The following is a 16383-nucleotide window of genomic DNA, read 5'->3' as shown; positions in this document are numbered from 1 at the left end:
TTACGCTACGGCTTGCCCGCGTGTGCATCAGAACCTGGAGAGACTCATGAAATGGGACCCCGCAAAATACGTCCAGTTTGGGGACTACCGGAACAGGCCGTTCTTCGATCTCACGGCCCGCATCCAAGCGGAGGATCCCGTGCAGGTGGTGGATCTTGGCTGTGGACCAGGAAACCTCACGGCAACACTGGCGGAACGCTGGCCAGGCGCCCGGGTGGTTGGTGTGGATTCCTCCGCTGAGATGCTGGCAAAGGCTGCCCCGCTGGCGGTGGAAATACCCAACCTGAGCTTTGAACAGGCGGACATCGCCGGCTGGATGCCCACCGCAAGGACGGATGTCGTGGTGAGCAACGCGGCCCTCCAGTGGGTTCCGGGCCACCAGGACATGATGCGGAGGTGGCTCGCAGCCCTCGGGCCGGGGGCCTGGTTCGCCGTGCAGGTGCCCGGGAATTTCAACGCCCCCTCACACGCCCTGCTGCGCGAACTGGCGGCGTCGGACCGCTGGGCTTCGAAGCTGGCCGGCGTGCTGCGGGGCGGCGAGTCGGTGGGGGAGCCCGGGGACTATTTGCGCATCCTGCTGGATGCCGGCTGGGCGGCGGATGTGTGGGAGACCAGCTACCAGCAGGTCCTGACGGGGACGGACCCGGTATTGGAATGGGTCCGGGGCACTGGACTCCGCCCTGTCCTCGCCGCCCTTGAGGAGACTGACGCCAAGCGCTTCGAATCCGAGTATGCAGCCGCTTTGCGGGAAGCCTATCCCCGGGCAGCGCATGGCACCGTCTTTCCTTTCCGCCGAATTTTTGCCGTGGGCCGCAAAGCGGACTGACACCCGCCGCGATGCTTTTCCAGCAAGTCACACGATGTGACAACGAAGAAAAGTGATCTGGCTTACACTGTCCTCTGGTGTAGGGGTCAAGCCGCTGGCCCCCTCTTCGGCCGAAGGCACGTACAGGGGGTATTTTGCTGGTCGGACTCATAAGGCGGCAGCTTGCGGGCCAATACCCGCAAGTATGGGCGATCGTCTTCCTGCAGTTGGTCCAGGCGGCGGCAAACCTGCTGTTGCCCACCGTCAACGCGGACATCATTGATGACGGAATCGTTGCGCGGGAGCCCGGCGTGATCTCAAGGCTCGGCGTGCTCATGGCGGTCATCGCCGCGGTGCAGGCCGCCGCAGCCATCGCGGCGGGCTACCTCGGGGCAGTAGTGGCCATGAGGACCGGGCACCGCCTGCGGGCTGAAGTATTCGGCAGGATCCAGTCGCTCTCGTCGCAGGACGTGGCAATGTTCGGAACCCAAAGCCTGACCACGCGCGCCACCAACGACGTCCAGCAGATCCAGGCGTTTGCGGTTCTCGTCTTCACCATGCTTTTTGCCGGCCCGGCCATGGGTATCGGCGGCGTCGTGCTCGCCGTGCAGCAGGACCCGGCGCTGTCCGTCGTGGTGATCGCCATTGTGCCCATCCTCCTGCTGATCATGTACCTGATCGTCCGCCGGCTGATCCCGCTTTACCGTGAAGGCCAGGACCTGCTGGACCGGTCAGGTGGCATTCTCCGTGAACAGATCATCGGCGTGGACGTCATTCGTGCCTTCGTCCGCCAACGGCACGAAGTGCGCCGGTTCGCGGACACCAACGCCGGCCTCACGGCCAACAACCTGCAGTCCGCGCTGCTGGTGGCCGGGATGCTCCCAATGATCATGCTGGTAGTCAATATCAGTTCGGTTGCCGTCGTGTGGTTCGGTGGCCACCGCATCCAGGCGGGCCTGATGGACATCGGGGCCCTCACCGCTTTCATCGCCTACATCATGCAGATCCTGCTGGCAATCATGATGTCCATGTACGTCCTCATGACTGCGCCACGTGCTGCGGTATGCGCCGAACGCATCCAGGCCGTACTGGATACCGAGCCGTCAGTCCAGGCCGCAGCCGAGCCGGTGAAGTCTCGGCTGGACGCAACCCGGCCGGCAGGACTGACGTTCCAGGACGTTGGCTTTTCCTATCCCGGGGCGGAAGCCCCGGTGCTTGCGGGCATCAGCTTCACCGCGGCTCCCGGCACCATCACCGCAGTCGTCGGATCCACGGGCAGCGGCAAGACCACCCTGCTGAACCTGATACCCCGCCTGCTTGATCCCACGGAAGGCTGCATCACCCTGGGCGGCCAGGACACCCGGAATCTGCCGCTGGATCAACTGCGCGCCGCCATGGCGATCGTGCCCCAGCACTCACACCTGTTCACCGGCACCATCGCGGACAACCTGCGGGTAGCCGCCCCGGAAGCTACTGACGAGGAACTATGGGCCGTGCTCAGGACGGCGCAGACCATGCGCTTCATGGATGACCTCCCGCTGGGGCTCGCCACGCCCGTGGGCCAGGGAGGTGCCAGCCTCTCCGGCGGCCAGCGGCAGCGGCTGTGCATTGCCAGGGCGCTGCTGCGCAAAGCAGCCCTTTACATCTTCGACGACAGCTTCTCAGCCCTTGACTACGAAACGGAGACCCGGCTGCGGCATGCCCTGGACCAGCAGCTCGCCGGCGCAGCGGTGATCATGGTGGCGGAACGGATATCAGCGGTGGAGGACGCGGACCTCATCCTGGTGCTCGACGACGGCCGCGTCGTTGCGCAGGGGACACACCATCATCTCCTCGAAACCTCAGCCACCTACCGGGAAATCGCCGAGTCACAGCTGGCGCTGGACGGCGCGCTGTGACGGGGGAGGACGAAGCCGGGGAAACGGCACACCGCTTCTGGCCAACTGCCGGCAGGCTCCTTGGCCTCCTGCGCCCCTTCCGGCTGCAGATGCTGGGCGCCGTTGCGGCCACCTGTGCGTTCGCGGGACTCAACGTGGCCGCACCCAAGTACCTTGGCGATGCCACCGACGTGGTGGTGGAGGGCATCTTCCAAGGCAGCCTGGACCAGCGCCTGGGAATCCTGCTGGCAGCCGTGGCCACAATGTACCTCTTCGCCTCACTGTTCAACTGGATCCAGGGGGCCCTGACGGCACGCGCGGTGCAGGGACTCATGCACGGCCTCCGCGCCTCGGTCGAGGACAAGCTGCACCGCCTCCCTTCCACCTACTTCCGGGAACGTTCCCGCGGGGACGTCCTGAGCCGTGCCACCAACGACATCGACAACATTGCCCAGGCCCTGAACCAGGTCCTGACCCAGCTGATCGTGTCCGCGCTGATGCTGTGCGGTTCGCTGGCCATGATGCTGTGGATTTCACCGCTGCTCGCGGCGATCGCCATTGCCACCGTGCCGGTTTCCACTTGGATCACCGTCCTGGTGGCCCGGCGGTCCCAGGAGCACTTCGCCAGGCAATGGAAGGAAACCGGCGAACTCAACGGACACGTTGAGGAGTTCATCAGCGGACATGAAGTCATCAAGGCATTCGGCCACCAGGGGCAGGCCACGGAGGTGTTCAGCCGCAGCAACGGACGGCTGGCGCGCGCAGCCGCCAGGGCCCAGTACTCGGCCGGGGTGGTCCAGCCGCTGATGGTGCTGATGTCCAACCTGAATTACATCGCGGTTGCCGTGGTGGGGGCCCTGGAGGTAATCGCGGGAGCAATGACCATTGGCGGTGTTCAGGCCTTCATCCAGTTCGGCCGGCTGTTCACCCAGCCCGTGGGGCAAATCGGAGGGTTGCTCAATGTCATGCAGTCATGTGCAGCGTCCGCGGCCAGGGTCTTCGTGCTCCTGGACGCCGCCGAAGACCCGCAGGATCCCGGCGGTCAGGCCGGCGGCGCTCCGGCAGGAGGCCGCATCGCTTTCCACGACGTCACCTTCGGGTACCCCGGGTCCGTTCCGGCGGTCCGCAACCTCACCTTTGCCGTGGAGCCCGGCCAGTCGGTAGCCATCGTGGGACACACCGGTGCAGGCAAGAGCACCGTGGTGAACCTGCTGATGCGGTTCCTGGAGCCCTCCGCCGGCCGGATCACCATGGGCGGAGTGGACATCGCCGGGATCCCCCGCGACCAGTTGCGTGCCCACTTTGGCGTGGTGCTGCAGGATTCCTGGCTCTTTGCCGGAACCATCCGCGAAAACATCGCGTATGGGCGCCCGGACGCTGCCGATGCTGCCATCGTGGCCGCCGCAGAAGCCACCCACGCGGACCGCTTCATCAGGTCTCTTCCGCACGGCTACGGAACCGAGCTGGACAACGGCGGGGAGCCGCTCAGCCAAGGGCAGAGGCAACTCATCACCATCGCCAGGGCGCAACTGGCCGGCCGTTCCGTTCTGGTCCTGGACGAAGCAACAAGTTCCGTGGATTCCAGGACGGAGCTGCTGATCCGAAAAGCCATGCAGCGGCTCCGCGACGGCCGGACCAGTTTCATGATCGCCCACCGTTTGTCCACCGTCCGCAACGCTGATCTAATTCTCGTCATGGACCACGGACGCATTGTCGAGCAAGGCACCCACGGAAACCTTCTCGCCGCCAACAGCTACTACGCCAGGCTCTACAACGCCCAGTTCGCCGAACGCGATGGGAAGGCAGGCGTCCTGGAGGGAGGGCTGTGAGCACTGTCCGGGAGTTCCCCGGACCGTGGCGGCCCAACCAGAACAGCAGCGTGGCCCTTTTCGAGCAGGTGAGGCTCCAGGTCATCCACCTCGTGGACAGCGGCGAACTGGCCCCTGGCACCCGGCTGCCGGCGGTACGGGCCCTGGCCGAAGCCCTTGACGTCGCTCCGCACACCGTAGCCAGGGCGTACAAGGAGCTGGAGGCCGCCGGTGTCGTAGCCACGCACGGCCGGAACGGTACCGTGGTCTGCGCGGTCGACGACAGGCTGGGAGGCCTGGCCGCTGCCGCTGCCGCCTATGCCGCCGCGGCCAAATCCCAGGGAGCAAGCTTCGCCGAAGCGGTCAAGCTGCTGGCTGCCGCCTACGATGTTCCCTGAGGGCGGAACCGTCCATGTTCGAAAAAGTTTTCGATTAGCATTATGGGGTGCCTAAAGCCTTAGCTGAAGAAACCTCTGCCCCCTCCGCTTCCCTGATGGTCCCCTCCTCTGCCGCCGTCGAGCGGCCGGACCTCTCCCGCCTCGTGGTGAAGGGCGCGCGTGAGCACAACCTGCGCAATGTTGACCTGGACCTCCCGCGCGATGCCATGATCGTCTTCACCGGCCTCTCCGGGTCCGGGAAGTCTTCACTGGCATTCGACACCATCTTCGCCGAAGGGCAGCGGCGCTATGTTGAATCGCTGTCCGCCTACGCACGCCAGTTCCTGGGCCAGGTGGACAAACCCGATGTGGACTTCATCGAGGGACTGTCCCCGGCGGTCTCCATCGACCAGAAATCCACCAGCAAGAACCCGCGCTCCACGGTGGGCACCATCACTGAGATCTACGACTACATGCGCCTCCTGTGGGCGCGGGTGGGCAGGCCGCACTGCCCTGTCTGCGGCGAGCCGGTCTCCAAGCAGACGCCCCAGCAGATCGTGGACCAGCTCCTGGAACTTGACGAAGGCACCCGGTTCCAGGTCCTGGCGCCGGTGGTGCGCGGGCGCAAGGGCGAGTTCGTGGACCTCTTCAAGGAACTCAGCGCCAAGGGCTACTCGCGGGCCCGTGTGGACGGCAACCTGGTCCAGCTGAGCGACCCGCCAAAGCTGGGCAAGCAGTTCAAGCACACCATTGAGGTTGTGGTGGACCGCCTGGTGGTCAAGGAAGGCATCAGCCAGCGGCTTACCGACTCCATCGAGACCGCGCTGGGACTGGCGGAGGGCCGGGTGCTGGCGGAGTTCGTGGATGTTGACGCAGACGCCCCGGAACGGATCCGTGCGTTCTCGGAAAACCTCGCATGCCCTAACGAACACCCCCTGGCCATTGATGAGATCGAGCCGCGCTCGTTCTCGTTCAACAACCCCTTCGGCGCGTGTGCCGCCTGCAGCGGAATCGGTACCCGGCTCGAAGTGGATGAGGAACTGATCGTTCCCAACCCCGAGCTCTCCCTGTCGGAGGGCGCCATCGCCCCCTGGTCCCTGGGCACCGCAACCACGGAATACTGGAACCGGCTCCTGGAGGGCCTGGCGAAGGAAGTGGGCTTCTCCATGACCACGCCGTGGGAGAAGCTGGGCAAGGATGTCCGCCAGACCGTCCTGCACGGCAAGGACCACAAGGTGGTGGTGCAGTACCGCAACCGCTTCGGCCGCGAACGCAAGTACAGCACGGGATTCGAAGGCGCCATCCAGTATGTCCACCGCAAACACGGCGAGACCGATTCCGACTGGGCACGCGACCGCTATGAGGAATACATGCGGCAGGTTCCCTGCCCCGCCTGCAACGGCGCCCGCCTCAATCCGGCGTCCCTGTCCGTCCTGATCAACGGAAAGTCCATCGCGGAAGTTGCAGCGCTGCCCATGCGGGAATGCGCCGACTTCCTCAACAACCTGGTGTTGACCGGCCGTGAAGCACAGATCGCGCACCAGGTCCTCAAGGAGATCCAGGCTCGCCTGACCTTCCTCCTGGACGTGGGCCTGGAGTACCTCAACCTCGAGCGGCCCTCCGCCACCCTTTCCGGCGGCGAAGCCCAGCGCATCCGGCTTGCCACCCAGATCGGATCCGGCCTGGTGGGCGTCCTCTACGTCCTCGACGAGCCGTCCATCGGGCTGCACCAGCGCGACAACCGCCGGCTGATCGAAACCCTCACCCGCCTGCGGGATATGGGGAACACTCTCATCGTCGTGGAACACGACGAGGACACCATCCACGTGGCCGACTGGATTGTCGACATCGGGCCGGGAGCCGGCGAGCACGGCGGCCAAGTGGTGCATTCGGGCACGTACAAGGAGCTGCTGGAGAACACCGAGTCGCTGACGGGCGACTACCTTTCGGGCCGCAAGGCCATCGAGGTCCCGAAGAAACGCCGCAAGTACGACAAAAAGCGCGAGATCAAAGTGGTGGGCGCCCGGGAGAACAACCTCCTGAACGTGGATGCAGCCTTCCCGCTGGGGCTCTTCACTGCGGTGACCGGCGTCAGCGGCTCCGGCAAGTCCACGCTGGTCAACGAGATCCTTTACAAGGTGCTCGCAAACAAGCTCAACGGGGCCAAGCAGGTGGCCGGAAGGCACAAGACAGTCCAGGGCCTGGAGCACCTGGACAAGGTTGTCCACGTTGACCAGAGCCCCATCGGCCGCACCCCCCGCTCCAACCCGGCAACCTACACCGGTGTCTTCGACAACATCCGCAAGCTCTTCGCAGAGACCACCGAGGCGAAGGTACGCGGCTACCTTCCCGGCCGGTTCTCCTTCAACGTCAAGGGCGGCCGCTGCGAGGCATGTTCCGGTGACGGCACCCTGAAGATTGAAATGAACTTCCTGCCGGATGTGTATGTCCCCTGCGAGGTGTGCCACGGGGCCCGTTACAACCGGGAAACCCTGGAGGTGCATTACAAGGGCAAGACCATCGCCGATGTCCTCAACATGCCCATCGAGGAAGGCGCCGAATTCTTCGCCGCGTTCTCACCCATCGCACGCCACCTCAACACCCTGGTGGACGTGGGACTGGGCTACGTCCGGCTGGGGCAGCCAGCCACCACCCTGTCGGGCGGTGAGGCGCAGCGCGTCAAGCTGGCGGCAGAGCTGCAGAAGCGGTCAAACGGCCGCAGCATCTACGTCCTGGACGAGCCCACCACAGGCCTGCACTTCGAAGACATCCGGAAGCTCCTCATGGTCCTGCAGGGGCTGGTGGACAAGGGCAACACCGTGATCACCATCGAGCACAACCTCGACGTCATCAAGAGTGCGGACTGGCTGGTGGACCTTGGCCCCGACGGCGGTTCGGGCGGCGGCCAGATCGTCGCCGCAGGAACGCCGGAGCAGGTGGCCAAGTCGGCCACGAGCCACACCGGGAAGTTCCTCGCCGAAATACTGGGTTGACCTGCAACGGAATCCCGCGGGAAATATTCCCCTGGAGGAATGCGAGTTTCAGGCACTGCTGCTGTCGTGAGAAACTAACCCGGTGACTTCAACAACAGTGCCCGTGATCTTTGACCTGGACGGCACTCTTGTCGACCCGGCCGGTGGAATAACTGAGGGGATTGCCTCGGCCCTTCGCGGGCTGGGGCTCCCGGTTCCCGGCCAGGACCTGCTCGATGCGATGATCGGCCCCAAGTTGAGCGACTCCCTCCTTAATATCGCAAACGTGCCGGCAGACCGCCTCGAAGAAGTAGTCCGCCGGTACCGGGAGCACTACGTCGCCACGGGTATTGCCCAGAGTCGGCTGTACCCCGGCATCCGCGACATCCTTGAGTCCTTCACGGAGGCCGGACGCCCCGTGGCCGTGGCTACCCAGAAGCCGCAGAAGCTGGCGCGGAAAGTACTGGCTTACCATGGCATCGACGGATTCTTCCACGGCATCCATGGCTCCGCGGACGACGAAGCGGCAGTGGACGGAGTCCCGCTGGGCAAGACGGAGATCATCGCCGCCGCCCTGCGGGACCTGGACACCCAACACGCCATCATGGTGGGGGACCGTGCCCAGGATGTCTCCGGAGCCATAGCCAACGGCCTGGACTGCATCGGCGTCATGTGGGGTTTCGCTCCCGACGGTGAACTGGAGGACGCAGGATCCGTCGCAGTCGTCAGGGACGGCGGGGAACTGGTGGCCGTCATCGAGCGGCTGCAGGCCGTCCACACCGCGGCAATGAGCGGGGTGAACAACGATGGAAATGTTTGATGCCGTCCGCTGGACCACCCGGAACCTGATCGCCGGCACCTGCCGGCCCACCGTCGTCGGGCTTAAGAACGTGCCCTCTGACGGTCCTTTCATCGTGGCGCCCAACCATCTGTCCTTCTTCGACAGCGTGATCGTCCAGGCCCTGATGCCCCGGCCTGTCGCCTTCTTTGCCAAGGCTGAGTACTTCACCACCGGCGGCGTCAAAGGCAAAGTCATGAAGGCCTTCTTCGAGTCAGTGGGTTCCATTCCCGTAGAGCGCGGGGAACAGGCTGCCAGCGTCCAGGCGCTCAAGACCCTGCTGGACATCCTGGAAGCCGGCCGCGGCATCGGCATCTACCCAGAAGGCACCCGGTCCCGTGACGGCATTCTCTACCGGGGACGCACCGGCGTCGGCTGGCTGGCCCTCACCACCGGTGCGCCCGTGATTCCCGTGGGCCTGATCGGCACCGAGAAGCTCCAGCGCGCAGGTGAAAAAGGGGTCAGGCCGCAGCACTTCACCATGAAGGTGGGGGAGCCGCTCTACTTCGACAAGACAGGGCCGGACCACTCGCTGCCCGCCCGCCGCGAAGTAACGGACCGGATCATGAATGCCATCGCCGAACTCAGCGGCCAGGAGCGGTCCGCCAGCTACAACCAGAGCAAGTCCGCCGATTAGCCCCGGGCCGGCAGTCATGCCCGGTCCGGCGCGGCAGGGAAGTCCGGCGGAACTCAGTAGACTTGATAGGTGGCAAATCCAGCAAGTTACCGGCCAAAAACCGGTGAAATCCCCACCAACCCGGGCGTCTACCGGTTCCGTGACCCGCATGGCCGGGTCATCTACGTTGGCAAGGCGAAAAGCCTCCGCTCCCGGCTGAACTCCTATTTCGCCAACCCTTCCGGGCTGCTGCCCAAAACCTACGCCATGGTCCACGCGGCCAGCAGTGTTGAATGGACCGTGGTGGGCAGCGAACTGGAGTCGCTCCAGCTGGAGTACACCTGGATCAAGGAATTCAAACCCCGTTTTAACGTCGTGTTCCGGGATGACAAGACCTATCCCTACCTTGCCGTGACCATGAGCGACAAGTACCCCCGGGTGCAGGTGATGCGCGGGGACAAGCGCAAGGGAACCCGCTACTTCGGCCCCTACACTGCCGGTGCCATCCGGGAAACCTTGGACACGCTGCTGCGCGTTTTCCCTGTCCGGAGCTGCAGCCCCGGGGTCTTCAAGCGGGCTGAGGCCAGCGGCCGGCCCTGCCTCCTGGGCTACATCGATAAGTGCTCAGCGCCCTGCGTGGGCCGGATTTCGCCCGGGGACCACCGCGCGCTGGCAGAGGATTTCTGCGCCTTCATGGGTGGGGAGGCCAAGAGGTTCATCAACAAGCTGGAAAAGCAGATGGCCGACGCCGTGGCGAAGCTCGACTACGAGCACGCGGCCCGGCTGCGTGACGACATCACGGCCCTGCGCAAGGTCTTCGAGCGGAACGCCGTGGTGCTGTCCGAGGATACTGATGCGGACGTCTTCGCCCTCCATGAGGATGAACTGGAGGCTGCCGTCCAGGTGTTCCACGTCCGCGGCGGCAGGATCCGCGGCCAGCGCGGCTGGGTGGTGGAAAAGGTGGAGGATTTCACCACGCCGGACCTGGTGGAGCATCTGCTGCAGCAGGTCTACGGCGAGGACGGCGACACCCACGGCAGGCTCCCGCGCGAAGTGCTGGTGCCCGTGGCACCCAGCAACGCCGAGGACCTTGCCAGGTGGCTGGGCGGGATTCGGGGCGCAAAAGTGGACATCCGCGTACCGCAGCGCGGAGACAAGGCGGCGCTGATGTCCACCGTCCGCGAAAATGCCGAGCATGCGCTGAAGCTCCATAAAACACGGCGTGCCGGGGATATCACCGTCAGGTCCCAGGCCCTCCAGGAACTGCAGGAAGCCCTGGACCTGCCCGTCCCCCTGCTGAGGATCGAATGCTTTGACGTTTCCCATGTGCAGGGCACCAACGTGGTGGCGTCCATGGTGGTGGTGGAGGACGGGCTGCCCAAGAAGTCCGACTACCGCAAATTCTCCATCACCGGTCCCGCCGCAGCCGATGACACGGCCGCCATGCACGACGTCCTGACCCGCCGGTTCCGCCACTACCTCAACGACAAATCAGCGCAGGTGGACGAAGCCACGCTGGAGGCGGGGGGCGGCGGAGACGCAACGGACGCCGCCGTGCCGGACACCACCACGCCCGCGCCGAAGGCAAAATTCGCCTACCCGCCCAACCTGGTGGTGGTTGACGGCGGCCAGCCGCAGGTCAACGCCGCGGCGCGCGCCCTGGCAGACCTGGGAATCGACGACGTGTACGTGGTGGGGCTCGCCAAGCGGCTGGAGGAGGTGTGGCTTCCGGACAGCGACTTCCCCGTTGTCCTGCCCCGCACTTCGCAGGGGCTGTATCTGCTGCAGCGCATCCGTGACGAGGCCCACCGCTTCGCCATCACCTTCCACCGGCAGAAGCGGGGCAAGGCCATGACGGTTTCCGCCCTGGACGCCGTTCCCGGCCTGGGCGCCTCCAAGCGGAAGGCCCTGCTGGCACACTTTGGCTCAGTCAAGGGCGTCAAGGCTGCCTCCGTGGAAGAGCTGGCCCAGGCGAAAGGCATTGGCCCCGCACTCGCCGGCGCTATTGTGAACCATTTTGCGGCTGACGGGCCCGAGGCTGTGGCCGTACCGGCAATCAACATGACCACCGGCGAAATCATCGAATCTTAGCTAGGGTAAAAGGCGGGCGCCGCCACAGCGGCCGCCCGGGGGACAACAAGGAAACGGGGCAGGCTTCATGGCAGACACGACGGCGGAATCCGGAGCAGGGCACGACGGGCTGGAGCCCGTTAAGCCGCTCGAAGCGGAGCTGCTGGTAGTCACCGGAATGTCCGGCGCCGGACGGAGCACCGCGGCGGACGCCCTGGAGGACCATGGCTGGTACGTGGTGGAGAACCTTCCGCCGCAGATGCTGGGCACGCTCGCCGAGCTTGTCTCCCACGCCCCACAGTCCATCCCCAGGCTGGCCGTGGTAATTGACGTCCGCAGCAAAGGCCTCTTTGCCGACATCCGCTCGGCGCTTGGCGCACTCGCCGCCAGCGGGGTGACCTTCCGGGTCCTCTTCCTCGATGCCAGCGACAACGTCCTGGTGCGGCGGTTCGAACAGGGTCGCCGTCCGCACCCGCTGCAGGGCGGCGGACGGATCCTCGACGGTATCGCGGCCGAACGCGAGCTGCTGCAGGAACTGCGCGACAGCTCCGACGTGGTCCTGGACACCACCAACTACAACGTCCACGGCCTGGCCACTGCCATTACGGAACTCTTCAGCGAAACCGGCCCCGTGGCCCTTCGGCTCAATGTCATGAGCTTCGGCTTCAAGTACGGCCTGCCGGTGGACGCCAACTTCGTGGCCGACGCCCGCTTCATCCCCAACCCGCACTGGGTTCCCCAGCTGCGCCCGCAGACCGGCCTGGACAAGGACGTCAGCGATTACGTCCTTGAAGCCGAAGGCGTCAAGAACTTCGTGGACCGGTACGTCCTGGCCCTGGAGCCGGTGCTGGAGGGCTACCGCCGGGAAAACAAGCACTACGCCACCATCGCCGTCGGCTGCACCGGCGGCAAGCACCGCTCCGTGGCCGTGGCAGTGGAACTCTCCAAGAAGCTCGCGCAGTATCCGCGGGTCACGGTGACCACCGCGCACCGGGATCTGGGCCGCGAATAATGGCCCTTTTCACCGGAGCCCTGCCCCTGGTGCCGCCCGCCGCCGGTAAGGGCTCGGGCCAGCAGGACAAGGGCCCCAACGTTGTGGCGTTGGGCGGCGGCCACGGACTGGCTGCTTCTTTGTCGGCACTGCGGCTGCTTACCTCCGAGCTGACCGCAGTGGTCACCGTAGCGGACGACGGCGGATCTTCCGGGCGTCTGCGCGAAGAGTACGGTGTCCTCCCGCCGGGAGACCTCCGCATGGCCCTGTCAGCGCTTTGTGACGACACCGACTGGGGACGTACCTGGCGCGATGTCATGCAGCACCGGTTCCGCCGCGGCAAGGGTTCCGGCGGCTCATTGGACGAACACGCCATGGGCAATCTTTTGATCGTCACGCTGTGGGAGCTGCTAGGCGACGCCGTGGCGGGACTCAAATGGGCCGGCGCCCTCCTGGGCGCCCGGGGGCAGGTCCTGCCCATGTCCACGGTCCCGCTCACCATCGAAGGCGACATCCGGGTGACCGCCCCGGACGGCGGGACTGCCCTGCAGACCATCCACGGCCAGGCGCGCTGCGCGGTGGCGGGTTCGCTGGAGGAAGTCCGGCTCCTGCCCAAATCCGCACCCGCCTGCACGGAGGCGTTGACAGCCATTGAGCTGGCCGACTGGGTGGTCCTTGGCCCGGGTTCCTGGTACACCTCGGTCCTGCCGCACCTGCTGCTGCCCGAGATGCGGCAGGCCCTCTGCGCCACGCCCGCCAAACGCTGCCTCACCATGAACCTGGCCATGGATACCAAGGAAACCACCGGCATGACGGCGGCGGACCATCTGCACGTGCTCCGGCGCTACGCACCGGAGTTCAGCGTCGACGTGGTCCTGGCCGATCCCGCCTCCGTACCGGACCGGCAGGAGTTCGAGAAGGCCGCCGGCATGATCGGCGCCGAGGTGGTCTTGGGTAAAGTAGGGGCGTCGGGACGCCGCCCCGTCCACGAGCCGCTCCGGCTGGCCACGGCGTACCAGGACATTTTTGGGAACAGTTAGGAAGGTGCCATGGCACTGACAGCATCGGTCAAGGAAGAACTGTCCCGTCTGGACATCAAGAAGTCATCAGTGCGCAAGGCTGAGGTCTCCGCAATGCTCCGGTTCGCCGGGGGACTGCACATCATTTCCGGCCGGATCGTCATCGAGGCGGAAGTGGACCTGGCGTCCACTGCCCGCAGGCTCCGCGCAGCCATCGCCGAGGTGTACGGACACCAAAGCGAGATCATCGTGGTGTCTGCCGGCGGACTCCGGCGCGCCAGCCGCTACGTGGTCCGGGTGGTCCGCGACGGAGAGGCGCTTGCCCGCCAGACCGGCCTCCTGGACGGACGCGGGCGCCCCGTGCGCGGCCTGCCGTCCGCCGTCGTGAATGGATCAGCCGCGGACGCTGAAGCCGTATGGCGCGGCGCGTTCCTGGCCCACGGCTCGCTCACCGAACCCGGCCGGTCGTCGTCGCTTGAAGTCACATGCCCCGGCCCCGAATCCGCCCTGGCCCTGGTGGGTGCGGCCCGCCGGCTGGACATCCAGGCCAAGGCCCGTGAAGTCAGGGGAGTGGACCGGGTGGTCATCCGCGACGGGGACACCATCGCCGCGCTCCTGACCCGCATGGGGGCGCATGATGCGCTGATGGTGTGGGAGGAACGCCGGATGCGCAAGGAGGTCAGAGCCACCGCCAACCGGCTGGCCAACTTCGATGATGCCAACCTGCGCCGCTCCGCGCAGGCAGCCGTGGCCGCCGGCGCCCGTGTGGAACGGGCTCTGGAGATCCTCGGCGACGACGTGCCGGATCACCTGAAGTACGCCGGTGAACTGCGTGTGGCGCACAAGCAGGCAAGCCTTGATGAGCTGGGCCGACTGGCTGATCCGGTGATGACCAAGGACGCGATCGCGGGCAGGATCCGCCGCCTGCTGGCCATGGCGGACAAGCGCGCGCTTGACCTGGGCATTCCCGGAACGGACGCCAATGTGACGCCTGAAATGCTGGACGAGTAAGCGCCCCATAGAATCAAAAAGAATTCCGGGCACCAGCTGCCCGGATGCACAATCCAAGAGTTACCAACCGGGCCTTCGGGTCCACGATATTGGAGGATTTTGTGACCGAGTACGTTTTGCCGGAACTCAGCTACGACTACGCCGCCCTCGAACCGCACATCTCCGCGCGGATCATGGAGCTGCACCACAGCAAGCACCACGCAGCCTACGTGGCAGGCGCCAACAACGCCCTGGCCCAGCTGGCCGAGGCACGTGAAAAGGGCGACTTCGCCAACATCAACCGGCTCTCGAAGGACCTCGCGTTCCACACCGGCGGCCACGTCAACCACTCCGTGTTCTGGAAGAACCTCTCCCCGGACGGCGGCGACAAGCCCGAAGGTGAGCTGGCTGCCGCGATTGACGACGCCTTCGGCTCCTTCGATGCCTTCCGTGCCCAGTTCTCCGCTGCAGCCCTTGGCCTGCAGGGCTCCGGCTGGGGTTTCCTGGCCTACGAGCCCATCGGCGGGAACCTGGTCATCGAGCAGCTTTACGATCAGCAGGGCAACACCGCTCTGGGCACCATCCCGCTGCTGATGCTGGACATGTGGGAGCACGCCTTCTACCTGGACTACGTCAACGTGAAGGCCGACTACGTGAAGGCTTTCTGGAACATCGTGAACTGGGCAGACGTCGCCCAGCGCTTCGAGGCAGCCCGCACCAACGCCACGGGTCTTATCACCCTCCCGTAGTGACGTGCGTTATGCATCGCTGTAACAAACTTCACATTCCGACTTAAACCAGCCGGGATGTGGACGGTCCGCCCCCGCACTTGCGGGGGCGGACCCAGTTAAACGTAAGATAGGTCACGGAAGGCGGTTAGCCTTCAGCAATGAGGCTGGTCGCCCTCCGTGTTAATCATCTCTGCCCAATGGCGTGCGGGATCTGTTAGTTGGCTTGAACGCCCGCTCAACTAGTAGTGCTTCTCAAAGCACCAAGGAGACTGTAAAAGTGACGACCCGTATTGGTATCAACGGCTTCGGCCGCATTGGCCGCAACTACTTCCGCGCAGCACTTGCCCAAGGCGCGGACCTTGAGATCGTTGCAGTCAACGACCTCACCAGCCCCGAAGCCCTGGCACACCTGTTCAAGTACGACTCCGTCGGCGGGCGACTGAAGGAAACCATCGAGGTCAAGGACGGCAACATCGTCGTCAACGGCAACGTGGTCAAGGTCCTGGCGGAGCGCGACCCCGCCAACCTCCCCTGGGGCGAACTGGGCGTGGACATCGTCATCGAATCCACCGGCTTCTTCACCAAGGCAGCCGACGCGCAGAAGCACATCGCAGCCGGTGCCAAGAAGGTTCTGATCTCCGCTCCGGCGTCGGACGAGGACATCACCATCGTGATGGGTGTCAACCACAACCTCTACGACAACGCCAAGCACAACATCATTTCCAACGCCTCCTGCACCACCAACTGCCTCGGCCCGCTGGCCAAGGTGGTCAACGACGAATTCGGCATCGAGCGCGGTCTCATGACCACCGTGCACGCCTACACCGCCGACCAGAACCTCCAGGACGGCCCCCACAAGGACCTGCGCCGTGCCCGCGCTGCAGCCATCAACATGGTTCCCACCTCCACCGGTGCCGCCAAGGCAATCGGCCTGGTCCTGCCGGAGCTCAAGGGCAAGCTGGATGGCTACGCCATCCGCGTCCCCGTGCCCACCGGCTCCGCCACCGACCTCACCGTCACGGTCTCCCGCGAGACCACGGTGGAGGAAGTCAACGCAGCGCTCAAGCGTGCCTCGGAGTCTGACGAACTGCAGGGCTTCCTGACCTACACCGAAGAGCCCATCGTGTCCTCGGACATCGTCGGCGACCCCGCTTCCTCGATCTTTGACGCCGGCCTGACCAAGGTCATCGGCAACCAGGTCAAGGTTGTTTCCTGGTATGACAACGAATGGGGCTACTCCAACCGCCTCGTTGACCTTACGGAGCTTGTGGCATCCAAGCTGGGCTAGG

The 16383-nt window shown here is 65.2% G+C and carries 13 protein-coding genes; all 13 read left to right on the top strand.

The features are described 5' to 3' along the window. The first annotated feature begins 46 nt into the window (after nucleotides 1-46). Complete coding sequence (locus VXJ37_RS02935) at nucleotides 47-826, top strand: trans-aconitate 2-methyltransferase (RefSeq protein ID WP_331321563.1); 780 nt, start codon at nucleotides 47-49, stop codon at nucleotides 824-826. Between the two features lie 134 nt (nucleotides 827-960). Next, nucleotides 961-2703 carry an ABC transporter ATP-binding protein gene (locus VXJ37_RS02930; protein WP_331321562.1) on the top strand — a complete coding sequence of 581 codons (1743 nt, stop codon included), beginning with the start codon at nucleotides 961-963 and terminating at the stop codon, nucleotides 2701-2703. Between the two features lie 89 nt (nucleotides 2704-2792). Next, on the top strand, nucleotides 2793-4511 hold the full coding sequence (locus tag VXJ37_RS02925) for an ABC transporter ATP-binding protein (RefSeq protein ID WP_440589771.1): 1719 nt from the start codon (nucleotides 2793-2795) through the stop codon (nucleotides 4509-4511). After that, on the top strand, nucleotides 4508-4888 hold the full coding sequence (locus VXJ37_RS02920; protein ID WP_331321560.1) for a GntR family transcriptional regulator: 381 nt from the start codon (nucleotides 4508-4510) through the stop codon (nucleotides 4886-4888). The genes VXJ37_RS02925 and VXJ37_RS02920 overlap by 4 nt, the downstream gene beginning before the upstream one ends. 47 nt (nucleotides 4889-4935) lie before the next feature. Continuing rightward, nucleotides 4936-7860, top strand: coding sequence for an excinuclease ABC subunit UvrA (gene uvrA / locus VXJ37_RS02915; RefSeq protein WP_331321559.1), 2925 nt, complete (start codon nucleotides 4936-4938; stop codon nucleotides 7858-7860). Nucleotides 7861-7942: 82 nt separating this feature from the next. Next, nucleotides 7943-8659: an HAD hydrolase-like protein gene (locus VXJ37_RS02910; RefSeq protein ID WP_331321558.1), complete on the top strand. Its 717-nt coding sequence runs from the start codon at nucleotides 7943-7945 to the stop codon at nucleotides 8657-8659. After that, nucleotides 8646-9314 (top strand): lysophospholipid acyltransferase family protein, encoded by a 669-nt coding sequence (locus VXJ37_RS02905; protein WP_331321557.1) that lies wholly within the window; start codon nucleotides 8646-8648, stop codon nucleotides 9312-9314. The genes VXJ37_RS02910 and VXJ37_RS02905 overlap by 14 nt, the downstream gene beginning before the upstream one ends. Nucleotides 9315-9383: 69 nt before the next feature. Beyond that, entirely contained in the window at nucleotides 9384-11384 is a 2001-nt protein-coding gene (gene uvrC, locus VXJ37_RS02900; RefSeq protein ID WP_331321556.1) for an excinuclease ABC subunit UvrC, read from the top strand. Between the two features lie 67 nt (nucleotides 11385-11451). Beyond that, complete coding sequence (gene rapZ, locus VXJ37_RS02895) at nucleotides 11452-12375, top strand: RNase adapter RapZ (protein WP_141941206.1); 924 nt, start codon at nucleotides 11452-11454, stop codon at nucleotides 12373-12375. Then, nucleotides 12375-13394, top strand: a complete 1020-nt coding sequence (locus tag VXJ37_RS02890; protein WP_331321555.1) for a gluconeogenesis factor YvcK family protein — start codon at nucleotides 12375-12377, stop codon at nucleotides 13392-13394. Before rapZ ends, VXJ37_RS02890 begins: the two co-directional genes overlap by 1 nt. A gap of 9 nt (nucleotides 13395-13403) precedes the next feature. After that, a complete protein-coding gene (gene whiA / locus VXJ37_RS02885; protein ID WP_043454785.1) occupies nucleotides 13404-14384 on the top strand; it encodes a DNA-binding protein WhiA in 981 nt (326 codons plus the stop codon). A 101-nt stretch (nucleotides 14385-14485) separates the two neighbouring features. Continuing rightward, a complete protein-coding gene (locus VXJ37_RS02880; protein ID WP_307305772.1) occupies nucleotides 14486-15112 on the top strand; it encodes a superoxide dismutase in 627 nt (208 codons plus the stop codon). Between the two features lie 259 nt (nucleotides 15113-15371). Continuing rightward, nucleotides 15372-16382 carry a type I glyceraldehyde-3-phosphate dehydrogenase gene (gap, locus tag VXJ37_RS02875; protein ID WP_141941212.1) on the top strand — a complete coding sequence of 337 codons (1011 nt, stop codon included), beginning with the start codon at nucleotides 15372-15374 and terminating at the stop codon, nucleotides 16380-16382. Nucleotide 16383: the final 1 nt, after the last annotated feature.

It is taken from the genome of Pseudarthrobacter phenanthrenivorans (genome assembly GCF_036455295.1).
Taxonomy (GTDB): domain Bacteria; phylum Actinomycetota; class Actinomycetes; order Actinomycetales; family Micrococcaceae; genus Arthrobacter; species Arthrobacter phenanthrenivorans_C.
This window is presented reverse-complemented; position numbering and strand designations above follow the sequence as displayed.

What these genes read in the sequence shown, in the direction of transcription:
- VXJ37_RS02890 (WP_331321555.1), top strand. Translation starts at nt 12,375, where the DNA reads ATGGCCCTTTTCACCGGAGCCCTGCCCCTGGTGCCGCCCGCCGCCGGT.
- VXJ37_RS02925 (WP_440589771.1), top strand. Translation starts at nt 2,793, where the DNA reads ATGCTGGGCGCCGTTGCGGCCACCTGTGCGTTCGCGGGACTCAACGTG.
- VXJ37_RS02935 (WP_331321563.1), top strand. Translation starts at nt 47, where the DNA reads ATGAAATGGGACCCCGCAAAATACGTCCAGTTTGGGGACTACCGGAAC.
- VXJ37_RS02905 (WP_331321557.1), top strand. Translation starts at nt 8,646, where the DNA reads ATGGAAATGTTTGATGCCGTCCGCTGGACCACCCGGAACCTGATCGCC.
- whiA (WP_043454785.1), top strand. Translation starts at nt 13,404, where the DNA reads ATGGCACTGACAGCATCGGTCAAGGAAGAACTGTCCCGTCTGGACATC.
- rapZ (WP_141941206.1), top strand. Translation starts at nt 11,452, where the DNA reads ATGGCAGACACGACGGCGGAATCCGGAGCAGGGCACGACGGGCTGGAG.